Below are 19,769 nucleotides of genomic sequence, written 5' to 3' on the forward strand. Positions count from 1 at the left end.
TCCTTAGCTAAGCACTAAAATACCATTGGGCAAATACCGCCTAACTATCTCGGTTACACTATTTCCGCTAATGGCTGATCTTTAGTAAAGCTATCTTGGCCTGCAACGAGAATTTTAATCGCGCCTTTTTTGGGGGCCATTATTTCATGATTGGCTTTGACAACAACGATAAGTGCAATAGGCTGCCCTATTTCAACGTCCGCACCATCTTCGACTAACCATTCATCTAATAACGCTTCAGTCCCTTGTTCTAAACCTTCCCAAATATCATTTTCGGTTATTACATTAGTCATATTGTTTCCTGTCTAAATCTATAAATATGTTTAAAAAGCTAAGTTGTTAATGGTGTAAATTAGTAAGCTACTACAGCGATTAAAGTATTGAACTCGCCATGACTTCTTTAGCTGCGGTGACAATATCCTCTACTTGAGGAATAGCTACTTGCTCTAAGGGACGACTATATGGAATTGAAACCCCTGCCACACCTAAGCGTCTAATCGCACTTTTTAATTTAACGATATCCAAATTTTCAGCAATCAATGCTGATAATTCGCCAGTAAAGCCATAATTTAGATAGTCCTCATCAACCACAATTAATCGGCCTGTTTTAGCAACTGATTTGATAATGGCGTCTGTATCTAATGGCACCAAAGTTCTAGGGTCTAGCACTTCTGCATCAATACCTTGTTCTGCTAAAATCTCTGCCGCTAGTGCTGCTTTTTGAACCGTTTGAGATAGGCCTATAATTGTGACATCTTGACCTTCTCTAACAATGCGAGCTTCTCCGAAAGGAATCGAATAAGGTTCTTCTGGCACGTTGTTATCAATATCCGCGTCAATAAAACCAATAATCGGCAAGCCCAAAATGCCTTTATGAAACAAATAAACCACAGGGTTATCATCTCGAATAGCCGACATCATTAGCCCTTTAGCATCATGAGGATTCGATGGTGCCACCACTTTTAACCCTGGAACATGAGCAAATAAACTATGCAGGCATTGCGAGTGTTGCGCAGCATCGGAAAAACCACCTCCCATACTGGCGGTAATCACTAATGGCTGTTTTACTGCGCCGCCTGACATGTAATGTACTTTTGCAATTTCATTCATGATTTGATCAAAGCAAACACCCAAAAAATCAACAAACATTAATTCAGCAATGGGCCGCATACCTTCCGCAGCAGCGCCAAGCGCCATGCCCATCATTCCTGTTTCAGATATAGGGGTATCAATTACCCGGTTTGCGCCAAACTTTTGATGTAGACCTACAGTACTTTGGAAAACGCCTCCCATTTTTCCCACATCTTGGCCCATATAAAATACACGTTCATCACGCTCCATCTCTTGAGAGATACCTTCAATCATTGCTTGAAAAAACGCTTTATTTCTTTGTTTTTCGTCAATAGTAGTCATCAGAATCTCTCTCAATTAGTCAGTAAATACATGTTGAAACGTTTCGCTAGCGTCGGGGTAAGCACTTTCTTTTGCAAAGGTAAAAGCTTGCATAACGCGATCTTTAGCCTTTTGGCTTATCTCGGCAATTTGCTCAGTAGTTAAAATGCCCTCTGCCATTAATTTCTCGGCTGTATTAGGAATTGGATCTTGCTCACGTATCGTTTCTATTTCACCTTTTGGTCGATAGGTTTCTGGATCACCTTGAAAATGCCCATAATAGCGGAAGACTTTCATCTCAATTAACGTAGGCCCCTCACCTCGCCTAGCTCTATCAACTGCGGTTGCAAATGCTTCAAACATAGCCAAAGGATCATTTTCATCAATTTGAACGCCTGGCATGTTATATCCAGCAGCTCGGCTCAAAGCGTTACTTTCAACGGCTGTAGAATCACTCTTGGCAACAGAAATGCCGTAATTATTATCTTGGCAAATAAATATCACCGGTAATTTCCATAAGCCTGCATAGTTTAGCGATTCATGAAATGAGCCTTCATTAGCCGCACCGTCACCAAACTCAGCAACCGCTACAGATTTTTCTCCGCGCATTTTTGCAGCCAAGGCCGCGCCGCAAGCATGAGGAATCCCCCCTCCCACTATGCCAGTACAAGCATAATGAACCGCGAGATCAAACAGATGCATATGCCCACCTTTTCCACGGCATAACCCCGTTACCTTGCCAAATATTTCGGCAGTCATCCGGTCTAAATCAACACCTTTAGCGATGGCAAAATGATGACTACGATGGCTGCCCCAAACAGAATCATCTTTTGTTAAGTGGGCACAAACACCAACCGCTGCAGCCTCTTGACCTGCTGACAAGTGCATTTCACCCGGAATGGGCCCTGCTCCGATATCGAATGCCAATCCTTTTTGAATTTTTGGTGGTAACTTATCTTCAAAATATGCCATGGCTAAGAAGTCTTCGTATTCACGGATAAGTACCATGGTTTCATACATCCAGCGTTTTTTAGCGTTTAGATCAGACATATTCATTCCTCAATTTAGTAAAGTTGGTTAGTGCTTTTGCTGCTTAGCCAATGTTTTTAAAATAATGTTATTGACCAGTATGTTGAATAGCTTTATTGGAACGATGCGATTCAACCAATAAGTCAATCTGGCCATAAAACCAGGGATAATAAGAAAAGTGTGCTTGTGTAAGGAGGCTAAAATTTCACTGCATGCTTGCTCTAAGGATATGTTTCCTGCGAGACTTTTTAATTCTTTCGTTACTGGGTGCATGGTTTTTAATTCTTCCATGACCAAAGGGGTATCAATTTCAGGCGGACATATCACTGAGACATAAATACCTTTAGCTATATACTCTTGGCGTAACACACCGGCCAAAGCGACAACACCAAATTTAGACGAACAATACGCAGCGTAGGTATAGTTAGGCACTAAGCCCGCGAGTGAGGCGACAAAAGCAAGCTGAGATCCTTTTGTCATCAGAGGCAAAACGGCGGCAGAAAAGTTTCGACTGCCAAATAAATTGATAGACACGACTCGCTCAAACTCTTCTGCTGAAAGTTCATCAAAGGTTTTTGCCAATTGAATACCAGCTACATTTAGGGCTAAATCTGGCTGTCCAATATGGCACGACGCTTCATTGACAGCACTAAGTATGGCAGCGGCATCACGCACATCAACACTATGAAGTGAAATTTTTTGCGCTTCTTTAATTTTCGCTTTTTCAAGTTCCAACTTTGCTTCATCACTGATGTAAATATCAAATATTGCAACATCACTACCATTAGCCAACATCATTTTTGCCAGATGTAAACCTATGCCACTTGCCCCTCCGGTTATACATACACTCCACCATTTAGGTTCATTACCCGCAGACATAGTTGCCTCCTTCACTTGTAAAGATTATTTATTTCAATTAGAGAGAATGACTCTTACTCGTCAAATCTTATAGTCGACAAAAATAGGGGAAGACCAAGCTCTCTGGCTCACCATTTCGGTACAGTCATCTGATAAGCTTGTTCTAAAATCACCATGGCAAGGATTGACAGAAACAGCCCTGTTATTTTCATTGAATTTCGTACGTAAATTTCCACCATTAATGGTTGGAATGGGCTCTTCATATACCCGCGCGTAATACAAAACATCACGCTCGCCTTTGACAAAACTGTCGTCAGAAAAGGATACTTCACAGGTGGTTTTATGGTGACAATCAAACACTTTCCATTTGTTATCTATTAAGTTTTCTACAGGTTCACCTTCATAGTTTTGCGGCATGATACGAACGATTTCTATGCGCTCAAGGTTGTACCTTTCGGTCGATGGGTTATAACACTCCCCTCTTGATAATTTTTGTGCACGTTCTTTTGGCAAGCGTTGGAACACTACTTCAGGGCAACCGGGTAATTGTTTAAAAGATCCTGCGGCTTTCACTTGGAACGAAGGTTTGGTTTTCTTTTTAACCTGGCTCCCCATTGGCACTAAATCTACGTCGCCATTTTCGTTGGTATCCAATAAATCAAACCATAACAACATTCGATGCCCAGTTGTCGCGTACACTTCTTTTCGTTTCATAGCGTCCCAAATTCCATCTCTACTTCTTGACTCAGCATGCACCGCAGCAATCCCGCCAGTTGTAAAAAATGACTGTAAACGTTCATTCTCCATAATTGAGTAGCCGACCTTAGCTAAATGCTCATTCTGATCAGGCAATTCCGTCACTCTACTTGTGTTTTTATCGCCTTTATCTTTAGATAATAATGATTTGAGCACAGCCCCTTTAAGACCATTGGTATCTGCACTTGAATGACGATTAGTTTGTTTAAAGCCGTGACCTGGTCTAGCAGAATGCGTGTCCGTTGAGGAGATCATGCCCCAGATATAACGCAGTGGATTGTTTTCATCATCAAAATTACGCAGAGCGTAACCATACTGAACTGATTTTTTAGGTCGATAGTTAAATGCAGGTGTTTCTAACGACCTTGCCTGCCCCGCATCTAACCAGTCATTTTCGTTGGTTCCTGATACAACCCACCATGCACGAACTGTTAGTTCCTGAAGAAATGCTTGGCGCGTATCAATAGCTCTTAATTCACACTGCTCTGGTGAAACACCTTCTTTAAGGCATCTTTTTCTTATAATTTCACCTGCTTGCCAACACGGTGGCAAATAGTCATCACTTTCCTGAGGGCAAATAGGATTGCCTTCTTTATCAAAATCAACATATTTCCAATCCACATATTCCTCTGATGTACCGTGGCCGGAATATACTTCGATTAGCCTAGTTTTATCTGCATCAAAATTATCTGCGGTAAGCATATGATCCCAAGACGCGCCTGGTGGGGTATAGTTACCCCAAGTGGTCCCATGAGGTACGACTAGCGTGTCTAGGTCCCATTCATCTAATTTTTGATACAACTCTTGCGTCGTAGCTGCGGTATCGAAACAATCTGCTTGCTGTTGCTTTGAAGTTAAATTACTTAAGCAATCTGGAGTATTTTGCAGCTCTTTATTAAAGTCATTCAACGCAGCGTAATAATTAGCGTTAATTGGATCGATTAAATAAATAAGCTTGCTGACTGTGCCCTGTTCGCCGCGCATCATGGCTGTTGCAGGGCCCGCAGCAGCAATTGGTCTGGAAGGTATTTCCCCGTCCTTTAGATCTTTATACAAAACATTATGGTGGCCATAATGAGTATCAGCCGTATAACCTGCCTGGGTCCATTCGAAACCAATAAAGGGAATAACATCTGGATTTTCTTTATCTGACATTTGTGCACATTGACGAATTGAATCGACCTGATCATGCCAGATCCTAGGTGTGTAACTTTCTGCATGATCGGTTAAAAAATAGAAATCTAACTGAGAAACAAAACGGGCATAATCACAGGCATCTGCCGGAGGGGAAGCGCCTTCGGCGCCATGCATAATCGGCAAACTCCATTGAAATGCATCCAAGCTGTACGTGGAATGAACATGAGTATCACCAAATAAAATCACTTTATCTTGCGGAATTGAAAGAGCCGACGCCGCCGCATGTTGACGGTCAATCCGTGCAGTAATCATTGCATTCGGTAGCGTTGCTTTAGTTACTTTACCAGGGGAAAAAGGGTCTCCAGAAAATTTTGCATCCTGACACCCAAAAAGCAGTAATAGAGTGCTGAACAGATAAGTTGTCTTGCTAGTAATATTCACTATTTCATATCCCGCATACTTGTAAATGATGCAAAAAGAATAGATCTATTCGTTTACAAATACTTTACTTTTTACGACATTGTTTACACGAAAAGCGTATGACAATCGGCAATATGTTAACAACAAATAATTGAAGCGAGTGTACAAATACAAGGCAAAATCATTACTAGAGACGGCTAAGGTGAGACTTGATTATTGGGTTATCAGGAAAAATTATAAAGACTGGTTTAGTAATGCAGCCCAAAAAAATCTGTCAATTAACGTGTTATAGTAAGGTGCACGAACAGTAATTTTCTCTCTTCTATTACGAGCTCATTACCTTTTGATTTCTTAAGAGTTTTGTTCCATGGAACGCCTTAATTAGTTGATATATAAATACTGAATTCATATTGGCAATTGAGTTGGTACAATTTAATAGTGATTGGGTAATAGTTCAGATGAAAAATGAAATACAGTTTAGACTGAATAGCACTTTAAAAACTATCATTCTCAAGGCATTTTAAATATTACAATGAACAACCAAAAACAATCCACAATCTACTGGCACGATTACGAAACTTGGGGGGCTAACCCTAAAAAAGATTTTCCTTGTCAGTTTGCTGGTATTCGAACCGATTACGATTTGAACATTATTAGTGAACCCTTGATGATTTTCAGTCAAATCGCCAATGATTGTTTGCCGGTTCCACAAGCGTGTCTTGTGACCGGTATCACCCCTCAACGCTCTTTAAAAGAAGGCTTACCCGAAAGAGACTTTATCACTAAGATACTCAGCGAATTCACCCAACCTAACACTTGTGTAGCCGGCTTCAATAACATACGTTTTGATGACGAAATTACTCGCTACACTTTGTATCGAAATTTTTATGACCCTTATGCTAGAGAGTGGCAACATGGTAATAGTCGTTGGGACATTATTGACTTAGCGCGAGCTTGTTACGCCCTTAGGCCTGAAGGCATTAATTGGCCTTTGAATGCAGATGAATTACCCAGTTTTAAGTTACAAGATTTAACGAAGGCAAATGATATACAACACCAAGATGCACATGACGCGATGTCAGACGTTTATGCAACAATAGCTGTGGCTAAGTTGATAAAGGAACGTCAACCCAAACTTTTCGATTACGTATTTGCCCTTCGAGATAAAAGAAAAGTACTTGAGCATATTGACTACGAACAATTAACTCCGTTGGTACATATTTCTTCTAAGATCTCTTCAGCCCATGGATGTTGTACTTGGATAGTACCGATAGCTATGCATCCAACTAATAAGAATGCGGTCATTGTACTTAATTTAGCTTTAGATCCTACTCCACTATTTTCACTTTCAGCAGATGAGATCCGTGAAAAATTATACACACCTTCAGCAATGTTAGATGAAAACGAACAACGCCTGCCAATCAAACTTTTGCATATTAACAAGTGTCCTGTATTGGCACCAGCCAAGGCCCTGAGTGCAGAAAATGCTCAAAGGTTGAATATTGATCGACAACTTTGCTTATCCAACTTACAAAAAATCAAAGCAAATAGACATAAGCTTGATAAGTTGCAACAAGTTTATACCGAGTCGAACAAGGATATTGTGGTTGATCCTGAGCATGCTTTGTATTCAGGGGGCTTCTTTTCGTCCCACGACAAGGAATTAATGCATCAAGTAGCTAATTCTGATTTACAAGGGTTAACTGACTTAATCTTGCCGTTCGAAGACGAACGTTTAAATACATTATTATTTAGATACCGGGCAAGAAACGCACCTCAATCATTATCAGCGTCAGAAATTGAGCGCTGGCAGCGATATAGACACTTCAAGTTTTACGATAGTGAGTCATCAGCCAGTATTAAAATGCCTGAGTTTTTAATGCAACTAGAGCAACTAAGTGCAGAATATTCACGTAACCCGGACAAACTCAGAATATTAAAAGCCCTTTACAATTATGCACAAAGTTTATAAAACTATATTCGAGCTTATAGAATTTCTGACTATCTACTCGTAATTTTCGGTAAGTAAACTACTAATGAAAGTTAATTTTAGGCCGATATTAACCGTAAGACATGCTAGTCTGACTTTAATTCTCTTTTAACAGTGTGTTGTAATAATCAAAGGCAATTGAATGCTTGGTGTAACATTAAAAACTGATGAAACCGACAGATACTTAGATCTTGATATTCTTCCTGATCTTGTGCAACAAAAATTCGAAGCAAGCGATATTCATGAACTAATCCAAAAAAGTGAGTTTAAACATTTTTTTGTATTTGACGAAAATATCCTAGATGCAGTCAACAGCTATAAATCGTCAGTCGAAAATGGTGTAGCCTCAGCTATAGAAAATCGCATTGGTGAACGAAGAGATAGCCAAGTAAAATGTAAAATTGTAGAAGACCAACTTACCGCCCTCTTAACGGTCACTACTGGTTATGCTGGAAAACTCCCTACTATTAACTCATTACTAAAAGAGTTAGATAAAACTGGCGTTAAGCGCGGTATCAGTACAAAGCGCTTAAAACATCTTGTTGAACAATGTGAACAAGCTCCTCCAGGTGAAACGTTTGAAGCGATTGTAGCTAAAGGTTTACCTCCCAGAGTCGGTAAATCCTCTAAGTTAAAACCCTTAGTACAAAATGCCTTAGAGCGAATTTTAAAACCTCAAACCCTTGGCTCTACCCGTGTTGATATGCGTAATCTAGGCGCCATAATATGCGTACAAAAAGGCGCTGAACTTTTGCGACGAATGCCTCCGGGCGAAGGTAGGAAGGGATTCACCGTCGGAGGAGAAACTATAAAAGCTAAACCTGGTGAATGGCTTAAATTTAGACCCGGTGATGGCACAGTTATCAGTGACAGCGATGAAAATTTATTACTTGCAGATATCGCTGGTATGCCCAAGTTTAAAGATCAAAAAATGTGGGTTGACGACATTTTCATATGCAAAGGTGTCAATGTAGGGTCCGGTAATGTCGATTACGATGGTTCTGTTTTAGTAAACGGTGATGTGACTGAAAAAATGGAAATAAACGCTACAGGCGACGTCACAATCAATGGTTTTGTTGAATCTGCTTCTATAAATGCAGGTGGCGATATTATTATCACTGAGGGTGCCATGGGCAAAGTGAATGATAGCGCCACGGTATACAGTTCTAGTCTTACAGCCAAAGGTAATGTTCATATTCAGCATGGCCAGGGATTGGATATTATCTGTAGTGGCAATGTCACTGTAGGCAGACAATTGGCATACAGTCGCATAAACTGTGGCGGTAAGGTGACCGTTGGGGCAGTAGATAAACCCAATGGAAATATTTTTGCCTGTAACATTAAATGCCAAGATGCAGTATCTGCGGGTACCTTAGGTGCGGTTTCAGGTAGTAACTTAAGTGTCGACTTTAGCGACGGTTTTAATACGTTATTGGAGCGAAAAGACACGCTCGATGAGCTTCTTAAAAAGATCAGACAAAATAACACCCGTCATTTTGAGCGAATGAATATTATTAACTCAAAATTAATCCCACAAGACATGCAGGACCGAGTAGATGAAGCCAAACAATTGTTTGAAAATGAATCGCAATTATTACAATGGCTAGAAAACAAAGCGCAAGAGATGCATAAATCCAAAGAACAATATCAGACAGATATTCAGCTTATGGCCAATAAACGAGTGTACCCAGGTGTGGTAGTCAAACTTAATAACCGCACTTGGCGCGCCGAGAGAGAATACGACAGAACAAAAATTTGTTTTCATGGGCATCAGTGGCATTTCGAGCCACTGACTTAATTGTTAGCCTCTAGAAATTAATCATTGCTTACTAAACCTAGTTAGTGAGCCTAGTTAGCAAACTAGAGGTATCCCAGCGCCCGCCTCCACGTTTTTGAACATCAGCATAAAACTGGTCCACTAAGGCGGTAAGGGGTAGCGTAGAACCATTTTTTTTAGCTTCACTCAAAGCAATATCTAAATCCTTACGCATCCAATCAACTGCAAAACCAAAATCAAATTTACCTGCCAACATAGACTCAAAACGATTTTCCATTTGCCACGATTGAGCCGCTCCTTTTGAAATGACATCAATGACTGCATGACAATCTAATCCTGCATTTTTCCCGAAACTAAGGGCCTCAGCCAAACCTTGAACGGTTCCGGCAATGCAAATTTGATTCATCATCTTTGCTAGTTGGCCACTGCCTACTTCACCGAGTAATTGGCTAAATTTTGAATAACAGTCAATTACTTCTTTTACTCGCATATAATCTGAATGTTGACCACCTAACATCACCGTTAATTGACCATTTTCAGCTCCGGCTTGACCACCAGATACTGGTGCATCCAAAAATGCCACATCGAGTTGTTTGCACAGTTGTGACATTTCCCTAGCAACCTCTGCGGACGCAGTGGTGTGATCCACTATAATGTCCCCTGTTTTCACCCCAGCTAAAACACCGTCTTCTCCTAGCATAACTGATCGTAAATCGTCATCGTTACCAACACATAATAAAATAACGTTAGCGTTTTGAGCAGCAAGTTGAGGTGTCATCGCCATAGCCCCTGAAAACTCTTCTACCCAGGCTGTGGCTTTTTTTGAAGTTCGATTAAAGACGGTCACTTGGTGTCCGGCGTTTTTACAATGTCCCGCCATGGGGTAACCCATAACGCCCAAACCAACAAAGGCTATTTTCTGATGCAATTTTATTTCCTTACATTTTGTTTTTAATCGTTTAAATAGTTGAAACACGTCTAAATAGTGACAATATATACACTACAAATATACAAAGAGAACGATAATGTCAGATACCATATATCAGTTTGACGCCATATTAAATAATGGTGAAACGATTAATTTTAAAGATTACGAAGGCAAAGTATTATTAGTCGTAAACACTGCAAGTAAATGTGGTTTTACTCCACAATACGATGGTCTTCAGGACTTATATCAACAGTATGGATCTCAAGGACTAGTTGTACTTGGATTTCCCTGTGATCAGTTTGGTCATCAAGAGCCCGGCAGTGATGCAGAAATACAACAATTTTGTAGCTTAAACTTCAACATAAACTTCCCTTTGTTTAAGAAAATTGACGTAAACGGCGCAAACACTGCGCCAATATACAAATACATGAAACAACAAGCTACCGGAGTAATGGGTAGCAAAAGTATTAAATGGAACTTCACTAAGTTCTTAATAAACAAACAAGGCAAAGTGATTAAGCGTTATGCATCTACTACTAAACCATCTGAAATGATAAGGGATATCGAAAAATTACTCGCTGAATAATTCAATGCCTTAGTGTTTTTGGGCAATAATTAAAAAGTATTTTCCTAGCCATAAATATGGCTCAATTGAGCCATATTGAATTTCTAACTGCTTTAGCTGTTGATATTCACTCGTTTGTTTTTCAGGTTGTTTTAGATAATCGTGAAAACAGCGTATCCCTGCCATTTGTAATACGTCTAAAGGTAACCCTGCTAGTTTAGATAAAACCACTTTGGGTTTCTGCGGATTGTTGGGACTTAAGCGCACGATATTTTTGTTGACCATACCGGTTTCAACATAGTCAAAATTACCATAAAGCATATTGCCAAATAATTGTGCATCATAGTTAAAAAAACTGATTGAAAGATGTCCTCCTGGTTTAACTAAGTCGGTAAGCTTCGTTAAGACTTCCAAAGGGTCTTGTAACCACTCTAAAACGGCGTGACAGATGACCAAGTCATATTGTTTACTGCTACTTAACGACAAAATATCAGTATGTTGAATATCTAGATTGATATTTTCGCCAATTTTTTGCTTGGCCAAAACCAATACTTCAGACGACATGTCAGATAAAGTAACTTTATGTCCTAAATCTAACATCTCTTTGCTCATTTCCCCTGTTCCACCTCCGGCATCCAAAATATCTAAACTAGAATCTCTTAAATTGATCGCACTATGAAGGTGGTGAATTAATAACTCATGTCGTAATCGCCCTTTTGTCGAGCCGTATATATTCTTTTCAAACTTGCCAGCAAATTTATCAAAACTTTGATCCTGCTTATCATTTTGCATTTTAACTTGGCCTTAGGCTGGATTGGGAATGTCAACAAACACAGTCTCAATCGGTAACAGTTTTTGGATATATTCCCCCAGCGCTTTTACACCATAACGTTCTGTCGCATGGTGACCCGCCGCATAAAAATGTACATTCATTTCTCTTGCAATATGAATAGTCTGTTCTGACACTTCACCGGTTATATAGGCGTCAATACCATTTTCAGCTGCCAATTCCAGGTAACCTTGCCCTCCACCAGTACACCAAGCAACGGTTTCAATTGTTTTGGTGTTTGCGGGTTCGTGTAAAGGTGTTTTATTTAGTTTTGTAGTTAACAATTCAGATAGCTTAGAAGGTTCAATGCCCTCATTAAATCTCCCTCGCATAACTACACAATGAGAGTTATTAGGCTCTAGCGCTTCGCTTTCCTCGATCCCCAATAATTTTGCTAGCTGTGCGTTGTTACCTAATGTTGGGTGTATATCTAACGGTAAATGATAGGCGTAAAGATTAATATCGTGTTGCATCAACGTTTGAATGCGTGTCTTTTTCATGCCAGTAATACATGGTGACTCACCTTTCCAAAAGTACCCATGGTGTACCAAAATAGCGTCTGCATTGATTGCTACTGCATGGTCAATTAAAGCTTGAGAAGCAGTAACACCTGTCACTAACTTAGTTATTTTTTGTTTGCCTTCAACCTGCAAACCATTAGGGCTATAGTCTTTTATATTTTCTGGCGTTAAGATCGAATTTAGTGATTGTAGTAATTCACCATTTGAAACTGACATTGAATTTCCTGTTGTTTATTCAGATATCGAATATGACTCAATAAGGAGTATTTATATCCATAGTGAAGCCCTGTATCAAAGCATACCGGCCCCTAGACATTATAAATAAAAAAAGGTATAAAACCCGCCCCTATTCTGAAAATAAACATATTAAAGGCAAAGACCTGATTATGAGTAAATTGGATAAAGATCAAGTAATAGCGGCTTTTACTGAGGCTTATACTGCCGCAAATGGAAAAGCCCCAACGATCGAAGCAAAAGGCGGATGGTACAGTGTTGATGGCGGCAAAAATATGCGCTTAGCTGATTTAAACGCCATGATTGCTGACCTTGGCTCTTCAAAACCAGCTAAAAAGACTAAAGCTGCTGAAGAGAAGCCAAAGAAAGCAGCAGAGAGTAAACCTGCAGCAGAGAAGAAGGCGGCTAAAGCCACTGCACCTAAAAAAGCCAAAAAGAAAGCTAAATCAAATTTTTCGGTAAAAGCTTTTTGGGCAGAGAAAATTTTAGAGCAGAGCCCAGACTCAAAACTTCCTCGATAAGCTTTACCATAAAAAAGCCTTATGATTATCTTAAATCAAAGGCTTTTTTATGTATCTGTGTACGAGTTATCCCTGCTAAAGTTATAGTGTTTAAAAACTGCCGTGCTCTATTCGAAATGACGTTCACGCTTTGTTTCAATAGTGGCAATGTAACCATGCCAAGTGCCATAGCCGATAAGCGGCATTAGAAATACAAACCCCACAAACCAAGTAGCAAATCCAATTAGTACTGCTAACAGAATGATAAATGCCCACAATAACATTGGCCCTTTGTTATTTAAAACAGCATTCATATTGGTTAATAAAGCAGTCGCTAAATCAACTTTACGTTCCATCAATATCGGCTGGGTAAAAGCGCTCAGGAAAAATACAAGCAGCGTAAAACCCGCGCCAATCACAGTCCCTACAGCTAAAAAGGGAAAAAGATTTTCAAAGTTCTCATCTAACAAAGGAGGGTACAAAGCGTGAACCATAGACGCCACCCTAAGCCAGAAAATCATTAAAACTACAAGTAGAATACCTAAGCCCCATTCATTTACTGCATTGCGTTTTATAGCTTTTACACTATGCCATAAAGAAGGCACATGATCCTTTTCTAGCTCCCAACTCACATCGTACATGCCAGCCGCCAAAAATGGGCCTATAAGCATAAAACAAACTATCGCTGGCATGATCACTAAATGCCAACCAGTCAATTGTACTAAGTAGGTTATAAACCAGGGAATAGCAGTAAAAATTATTCCGAAAAACAAAGTCAGAACAGGCGCTCGACTCGCATCTTTTAAACCGAGCACTAGCCACTTAAATGGATCGCTCATTGACAGTTTTTTACAAGGAATAACACGAGCAATACCGCTATCTATAATTGCATTATTGGGGATTTCATCAAAGTGTTGTGACATTAGCTAACTCCTAAAACATCTAAGCAATATAAAGATGTATAGCACAAGGTTGACACAACGACTAAAAATTAGACCAATTCATCAATATATTCTATTGATCGCTCAAATAACAACCAATTAAAGTGCCATCCGGTGCCAGTGAATAAACGTCGAAAAATGTTCAGAAATTTTTTGATTGAGGATTGAAAATCGAGTCAGTGGAATATCCTCTCCAGAGATACATTGCCAAACAAACTTGTGGCAATTGTTTTTGATAACATCATATTCAGAGTAGCTAAACAACCTAGATGTGGCTCTTTGCGAAGCGTCCGGAGACACTAATGGATTATGATTGGTATCACATGCAATATAGATATCATCACCGCTACGTTCTTGTAAAAACCTCGATGGTGATACTCCTCTAATCAATCCATTACCTTTTAGTTCAAGAATACTGCCATCGACCCAAATACCAGTGTGCTCAAAAAGGCCATATACACCACAGGTTACTATGGCACCAGTTCTCGGCTTAACTATGGTTTTCGAGTTTCCAGGCAAGCGTTCGACAGCGCCTTCCATAAGTTTATCATTTGAATATTTTGCACTGGCCAAAATTGCCACGGCACTTGCACCAAGCCAAAATAAGGGAGCTGGCATATGATTTTTCCTTATTGAAACACTTGCCACTAGCTAAGATGAAAAGTAAGTCTAAAGCAAATTTGGAATGTAATGGAATGTGACAAGGTTAGATAAAATTAGTTTTTTGTGCAGTCATATCAATATAACACTTAACAGTCTGGGCCTTGTTAGTTTACTCTGTCATTCTACGTAGTAAATGAAACACCTTAATGAAACAAATTCTTAAATCTAACAAATTAGAAAACGTCTGTTATGAAATACGTGGCCCCATTCTAGTCGAAGCAAAAAAACTGGAAGACGAAGGGCATCGAATTCTAAAGCTTAATATTGGCAACCCTGCCCCATTCGGTTTTGAAGCCCCTGATGACATATTAAAAGATGTGATCCACAACCTTCCTAGTTCACAAGGCTACTCCGATTCTAATGGTATTTATTCGGCTCGTGTTGCGGTGATGCAATATTACCAGCAAAAAAACGTCAAAAACCTCAAAGTTGAAGACGTTTTTATAGGCAATGGTGTAAGTGAGTTAATTGTCATGGCTATGCAGGGAATGCTAAATAATGGCGATGAAATTTTGATCCCTGCTCCCGACTACCCTCTTTGGACAGCATCAGTAAGTCTCGCATCAGGTATACCCATTCACTATCGTTGTGATGAGACTAATGATTGGCAACCCGACATAAAAGACATCCGCAGTAAAATCACTGAAAAGACCAAAGCAATTGTATTAATAAACCCAAATAATCCAACTGGCGCAGTATATAGTCCTGAGTTATTACTACAGATTGTTGAATTAGCCCGTGAATTTTCATTGGTTGTCATCAGTGATGAAATATATGACAAAATTCTATATGACGATGCGACACATCATTGTATCGCCTCCATGGCACCAGATGTATTTTGTATCACTATGGGAGGGTTATCGAAAAACTACCGGATTGCCGGTTTTCGCGCTGGGTGGTTAGTAGTCAGTGGCAATAAACTCATTGCTCAAAGTTATATTGAAGGCTTAAATATTTTGTCTTCAATGCGTATGTGTGCCAACGTACCAAGCCAACACGCCATACAAACGGCATTGGGTGGCTATCAAAGTATTAACGAACTCATTGCAAACGATGGGCGCCTAAAATTGCAAAGGGATATGGCCTATGAAAAGTTAAATGCAATAGAGGGGCTTGAATGTATTATTCCAAAAGGCGCAATGTATTGTTTTGTAAAGGTAGACGCTGAAAAATTCAATATCACTAGCGACGAACAAATGATCCTAGATTTACTACGTACCGAAAAGATATTATTGGTACACGGTTCGGCGTTTAATCTAAAAGAAGGTTGCTATTTTAGATTAGTATTTCTGCCTCACGTAGATGTACTCAAGCCGGCACTAGAAAGTATTGCAAATTTCTTTAAAAATTATCGTCAGGTAAACTAGTTCAATGAACATAACCACTCCAAATCCAAGCCACTTTTTCGCTCATCTATCACGTATGAAGTTAATAAACAGATGGCCTTTAATGCGCAATGTAAGAACTGAAAACGTGCAGGAACACAGTTTACAGGTAGCAATGGTGGCGCACGCACTAGCGCTGATCCGTAATAAGTATTTTGGTGGTAATTTAGACCCTAATCAAGTAGCGACTATCGCGATGTTTCATGATGTGTCAGAGGTAATCACCGGAGATTTACCTACCCCGGTAAAATATTCAAATCCCATTATCCGCGATGAATATAAAAAGATTGAAAAGCTTGCAGAACGGAAACTAATCAATATGGCCCCCAACGAGTTTAAAGAAGACTACGCGCAACTTATTGATCATCACCATCACAATAACGACATTGCCTTTATCGTTAAGGCCGCAGACGTGATATGTGCCTATCTTAAAACCCTCGAGGAGCTTTCAGCCGGAAACAAGGAATTCGAACTTGCCAAAAAGCGGCTCGATAAAATGTTAAAGGATTACCATTCCCAAGAGGTTGACTACTTTATTAAAGCCTATGTGCCTAGTTTCAGTCTTAGTCTTGATGAAATCACCCAAGAAGATCAGTTATAAGTTAGCTTGATTTACTCAATAACATTTGGTCACATTAACTACAGGTAGAAAGACGCTAATTATTCTCAAGGAGTAACGGTAAATTATGGAAATATGGATACAACGTAAGCTTGGCCAAAATTTACAACGCCAAGGAGATCACCGCACCCCTTATCAGCGCGATAAAGCACGCATATTGCATTCTGCAGCATTCAGACGTTTACAGGCAAAAACCCAAGTGTTAGGCGTTGGTATGAGTGACTTTTACCGTACCCGTTTAACTCATTCGTTGGAGGCATCACAGATTGGTCAGGGGATCGCCGCGCAACTGAGAAGTAAGTACCCAGAATTAACTCAGCATCTAGACTTAAATGACACTCTAATAGAAGCACTATGTTTAGCTCATGATATCGGACACCCGCCATACGGTCATGGAGGAGAAGTTGCATTACATTATATGATGCGTAATCACGGTGGATTCGAAGGAAATGGCCAAACTTTTAGAATTGTCACAAAACTCGAACCTTATACCGCAGAACACGGCATGAACCTGAGTCGTCGTACGTTACTCGGACTGGTAAAATATCCTAATTTTATTCCAGCGCTCAACTGTAGCCCACAGCCATCCGAATTTGTTGCTCATCGAGAAGTTAATGCGTCACTTTGGCATCCCCCAAAAGGATTATACGAATGTGACAGAGCGGCATTTACGTGGCTTTCTGAAGCTTTTTCCACAAATGATACCCAGACATTTATGGAATACAAAAGCAACGGTAAAAATCACCATAAAACGCTGTATAAATCATTTGATTGTTCGATCATGGAACTCGCAGACGATATTGCTTACGGTATCCATGATCTTGAAGATGCCATTGTAATGGGAATAGTGAATCAATCTCAATTTGAACAAGAAGTTGCAGAACCGCTGCTTAAGTTAGATATCGATTGGATGAACCAAAACATTATGCACCTAAGCAAAAAGTTATTTAGTCAACACCATCATGAACGCAAAGATGCGATAGGCGCTTTGGTAAATTGCTTTATCACAAATATAGAAATTTTAGAAACTACGCCACAGTTTGAACATGACTTACTTAAATACAACTCGGTTTTCCCTGCTCCTTTTCATAAGGCGCTCAGTCTCTTCAAATCGTATGTTTATAATCGAGTGATCAGAAAACCCGAAATTCAAGTACTTGAATATAAAGGGCAACAAATTGTTATGGAATTATTTCAAGCCTTCGCTTCAGATCCGCAAAGATTACTTCCCGACAATACGCGATTACGTTGGGCTGAAGCGAATGATGTGGGCAATGGGCATAGAGTGATTGCCGATTATATTTCTGGGATGACAGATGGTTTTGCAGCTAAATTGTACACCAGTCTATTTTTGCCCTCATCTGCTTCAGTGGGCGAAAAAATGGTGTGAACTCAAGCTTTATAACAAAGTGCAAATAACTGGACTTAGCGCTGTGATAAAAAAGTGAAGAAATTTTTGGTTGAAGTCCACTGTCTACTGACTATATTAAGCTGAATCTAACAAATGAGTAAAACATGCTAATTCGTGTACCTAAGTCTAATGCGATAAAAGAGAGTCAGATAACCGATGAAAATGTCTATCAAAATAGACGTCAAATATTAAAGTCTATGGGCTTTTTAGGTGCATCAGCATTATTGGCTAGTCCCACTGCCAATGCGATAGATTGGTTTGGTAGCACAGAGCAGAAAAAATTTACTACCGAATCACTTAAGTTTTCGAAACCACAGCAGTTTCGGTCAGATGATGAATTAACACCGAAGCAAAAAATTATCAGCCATAATAATTTTTACGAATTTGGAACGGGAAAATCTGACCCTGTCGCGATGTCTCAATCCTTTAAAGTTGATCCTTGGTCGTTAACCATAGATGGTTTGGTTGAGAAACCTATCACCTTAGGCTACGAAGATTTGTATAAAACACTGGATTTGGAAGAACGAATTTACCGATTACGCTGTGTAGAAGCCTGGTCCATGGTCGTTCCTTGGATCGGATTTTCTCTCGCATCACTTCTCAAAAAAGCTCGGCCACTAAGTGCAGCAAAATATGTCATTTTTGAAACCTTATATGATCCGAAACAAATGCCAGGACAACGCAATCGCTTTTCAGGCGGCGGGATCAATTATCCTTACGTCGAAGGATTAAGGTTAGACGAAGCCATGCACCCGTTAACTCTACTATCAGTGGGGTTATATGGAAAAACGCTGCCGCCACAAAATGGCGCACCAATTAGATTAGTTGTGCCTTGGAAATATGGCTTTAAGAGTATTAAATCTATTGTGCGTATTCGATTATCAGATAAACAGCCTAAAACAACTTGGAATCAACTTGCGGCCAATGAATACGGTTTTTTTGCAAACGTTAATCCAGGTGTCGACCATCCAAGGTGGACCCAAGCTAGTGAGCGCCGTATAACTTCAGGGGGACTATTTGCCCGCAATCGTATAGAGACCCAAATGTTTAACGGTTATTCTGAGGTTGCTCCCTTATATGCAGGTATGGATCTTAAAAAATACTTTTAGGTGATATTGTCAATGAAACTATCTAAACGTATAACGAGTGGCCATATACTTTGGCTTAAGCTTGCTCTGCATGGTATCGCTTTATACCTACTAGTCACCACTTTTTATAGGGCCTTTAACGATCTGTTAGGCGTCGATCCTGTTCAAGAGCTTCTGCATTTTACAGGTATTAGTGCATTTAACTTGTTGTTGTTATCTTTATGTATTTCACCATTTTCAAAATTTGTGCGTCAAGGACAATTTCTAACACTTAGAAGACCCATAGGCATTTACGCTTTTGTTTACGCTCTTTGTCACTTCAGTACTTATTTAGTCTTTGAATTACAACTTGAATGGTCACTTTTGTTTTCAGAAATACTCAAACGCCCGTATATTACAGTTGGGATCTGTGCGCTATTTATTTTGACAGTGTTGACTGCAACATCCACTCGGTCAATACAAAGACGTATGGGTAAAGCATGGCAAAAAACTCACAATTGGGTTTATTTTGCTAGTTTACTGATAGTTATACATTATTTTTGGTCAGTTAAATCGAGCCTGATACAGCCAATGTTTTATGTTTTGGCGGTCTTCGTGCTGTTACTCGTTCGAAGAAATAAATTTGTAAAGCCACTTAAATCAGCTTTGCAGAAACGTACTAAAACTAAACAAAATAAAAAAAAGCTTGCATGATGATATATACAGTACTACTGTACATCCAACCAC

At 39.7% G+C, this 19,769-nt stretch carries 19 protein-coding genes; 9 read left to right on the plus strand and 10 right to left on the minus strand.

Annotated elements, in window-relative coordinates:
- Positions 1–53: 53 nt before the first annotated feature.
- The 5 genes from ABJK37_RS12475 to ABJK37_RS12495 all read right to left on the minus strand — a co-directional run bounded on the left by ABJK37_RS12475 (position 54) and on the right by ABJK37_RS12495 (position 5,613).
- Positions 54–293 carry a biotin/lipoyl-containing protein gene (locus ABJK37_RS12475; protein WP_348354075.1) on the minus strand — a complete coding sequence of 80 codons (240 nt, stop codon included), beginning with the start codon at positions 291–293 and terminating at the stop codon, positions 54–56.
- A 79-nt stretch (positions 294–372) separates the two neighbouring features.
- Positions 373–1,413, minus strand: coding sequence for an alpha-ketoacid dehydrogenase subunit beta (locus tag ABJK37_RS12480; protein ID WP_348354078.1), 1,041 nt, complete (start codon positions 1,411–1,413; stop codon positions 373–375).
- 15 nt (positions 1,414–1,428) lie between these two features.
- Positions 1,429–2,442, minus strand: coding sequence for a thiamine pyrophosphate-dependent dehydrogenase E1 component subunit alpha (locus tag ABJK37_RS12485; protein ID WP_348354081.1), 1,014 nt, complete (start codon positions 2,440–2,442; stop codon positions 1,429–1,431).
- A 27-nt stretch (positions 2,443–2,469) separates the two neighbouring features.
- Positions 2,470–3,300 (minus strand): SDR family NAD(P)-dependent oxidoreductase, encoded by an 831-nt coding sequence (locus ABJK37_RS12490; RefSeq protein WP_348354083.1) that lies wholly within the window; start codon positions 3,298–3,300, stop codon positions 2,470–2,472.
- Positions 3,301–3,360: 60 nt separating this feature from the next.
- Positions 3,361–5,613, minus strand: a complete 2,253-nt coding sequence (locus tag ABJK37_RS12495) for a DUF3604 domain-containing protein (protein WP_348354086.1) — start codon at positions 5,611–5,613, stop codon at positions 3,361–3,363.
- Positions 5,614–6,124: 511 nt separating this feature from the next.
- On the opposite strand from ABJK37_RS12495, the gene sbcB reads away from it, so the two are divergent.
- Both sbcB and ABJK37_RS12505 read left to right on the plus strand, forming a co-directional pair.
- Entirely contained in the window at positions 6,125–7,564 is a 1,440-nt protein-coding gene (sbcB, locus tag ABJK37_RS12500) for an exodeoxyribonuclease I (protein WP_348354088.1), read from the plus strand.
- 160 nt (positions 7,565–7,724) lie between these two features.
- A complete protein-coding gene (locus ABJK37_RS12505) occupies positions 7,725–9,380 on the plus strand; it encodes a FapA family protein (protein WP_348354091.1) in 1,656 nt (551 codons plus the stop codon).
- A 37-nt stretch (positions 9,381–9,417) separates the two neighbouring features.
- Here the strand turns inward: ABJK37_RS12505 and ABJK37_RS12510 are convergent, their stop codons facing one another.
- The gene (locus ABJK37_RS12510; RefSeq protein ID WP_348354094.1) at positions 9,418–10,287 is read right to left on the minus strand and encodes an NAD(P)-dependent oxidoreductase; all 870 of its coding nucleotides are present in this window, start codon (positions 10,285–10,287) and stop codon (positions 9,418–9,420) included.
- Positions 10,288–10,384: 97 nt separating this feature from the next.
- Here ABJK37_RS12510 and ABJK37_RS12515 point away from each other — a divergent pair, with 97 nt between their 5' ends.
- Positions 10,385–10,873: a glutathione peroxidase gene (locus ABJK37_RS12515; protein WP_348354097.1), complete on the plus strand. Its 489-nt coding sequence runs from the start codon at positions 10,385–10,387 to the stop codon at positions 10,871–10,873.
- Between the two features lie 9 nt (positions 10,874–10,882).
- Here ABJK37_RS12515 and ABJK37_RS12520 read toward each other — a convergent pair whose 3' ends face one another.
- Both ABJK37_RS12520 and ABJK37_RS12525 read right to left on the minus strand, forming a co-directional pair.
- On the minus strand, positions 10,883–11,644 hold the full coding sequence (locus ABJK37_RS12520; protein ID WP_348354100.1) for a methyltransferase: 762 nt from the start codon (positions 11,642–11,644) through the stop codon (positions 10,883–10,885).
- A 12-nt stretch (positions 11,645–11,656) separates the two neighbouring features.
- Positions 11,657–12,418: a Nif3-like dinuclear metal center hexameric protein gene (locus tag ABJK37_RS12525; protein WP_348354103.1), complete on the minus strand. Its 762-nt coding sequence runs from the start codon at positions 12,416–12,418 to the stop codon at positions 11,657–11,659.
- A 170-nt stretch (positions 12,419–12,588) separates the two neighbouring features.
- On the opposite strand from ABJK37_RS12525, the gene ABJK37_RS12530 reads away from it, so the two are divergent.
- Complete coding sequence (locus ABJK37_RS12530; protein WP_348354106.1) at positions 12,589–12,957, plus strand: hypothetical protein; 369 nt, start codon at positions 12,589–12,591, stop codon at positions 12,955–12,957.
- A gap of 107 nt (positions 12,958–13,064) precedes the next feature.
- Here the strand turns inward: ABJK37_RS12530 and ABJK37_RS12535 are convergent, their stop codons facing one another.
- On the minus strand, positions 13,065–13,859 hold the full coding sequence (locus ABJK37_RS12535; RefSeq protein ID WP_348354109.1) for a DUF2189 domain-containing protein: 795 nt from the start codon (positions 13,857–13,859) through the stop codon (positions 13,065–13,067).
- Positions 13,860–13,976: 117 nt separating this feature from the next.
- The gene (locus ABJK37_RS12540) at positions 13,977–14,495 is read right to left on the minus strand and encodes a hypothetical protein (protein WP_348354112.1); all 519 of its coding nucleotides are present in this window, start codon (positions 14,493–14,495) and stop codon (positions 13,977–13,979) included.
- Positions 14,496–14,686: 191 nt separating this feature from the next.
- On the opposite strand from ABJK37_RS12540, the gene ABJK37_RS12545 reads away from it, so the two are divergent.
- The 5 genes from ABJK37_RS12545 (at position 14,687) to msrQ (ending at position 19,736) form a co-directional block, all read left to right on the plus strand.
- Positions 14,687–15,907: a pyridoxal phosphate-dependent aminotransferase gene (locus ABJK37_RS12545; protein WP_348354115.1), complete on the plus strand. Its 1,221-nt coding sequence runs from the start codon at positions 14,687–14,689 to the stop codon at positions 15,905–15,907.
- Positions 15,908–15,911: 4 nt separating this feature from the next.
- Positions 15,912–16,526 (plus strand): 5'-deoxynucleotidase, encoded by a 615-nt coding sequence (gene yfbR, locus ABJK37_RS12550; protein WP_348354118.1) that lies wholly within the window; start codon positions 15,912–15,914, stop codon positions 16,524–16,526.
- Between the two features lie 85 nt (positions 16,527–16,611).
- On the plus strand, positions 16,612–17,934 hold the full coding sequence (locus ABJK37_RS12555) for an anti-phage deoxyguanosine triphosphatase (RefSeq protein ID WP_348354121.1): 1,323 nt from the start codon (positions 16,612–16,614) through the stop codon (positions 17,932–17,934).
- Between the two features lie 125 nt (positions 17,935–18,059).
- The gene (gene msrP, locus ABJK37_RS12560; protein ID WP_348354124.1) at positions 18,060–19,064 is read left to right on the plus strand and encodes a protein-methionine-sulfoxide reductase catalytic subunit MsrP; all 1,005 of its coding nucleotides are present in this window, start codon (positions 18,060–18,062) and stop codon (positions 19,062–19,064) included.
- 12 nt (positions 19,065–19,076) lie between these two features.
- Positions 19,077–19,736, plus strand: a complete 660-nt coding sequence (gene msrQ / locus ABJK37_RS12565) for a protein-methionine-sulfoxide reductase heme-binding subunit MsrQ (RefSeq protein ID WP_348354127.1) — start codon at positions 19,077–19,079, stop codon at positions 19,734–19,736.
- The last annotated feature ends 33 nt before the right edge of the window (positions 19,737–19,769 follow it).

The sequence above is a fragment of the Paraglaciecola sp. genome, assembly GCF_039964565.1.
In the GTDB taxonomy this organism is placed as follows: domain Bacteria; phylum Pseudomonadota; class Gammaproteobacteria; order Enterobacterales; family Alteromonadaceae; genus Paraglaciecola.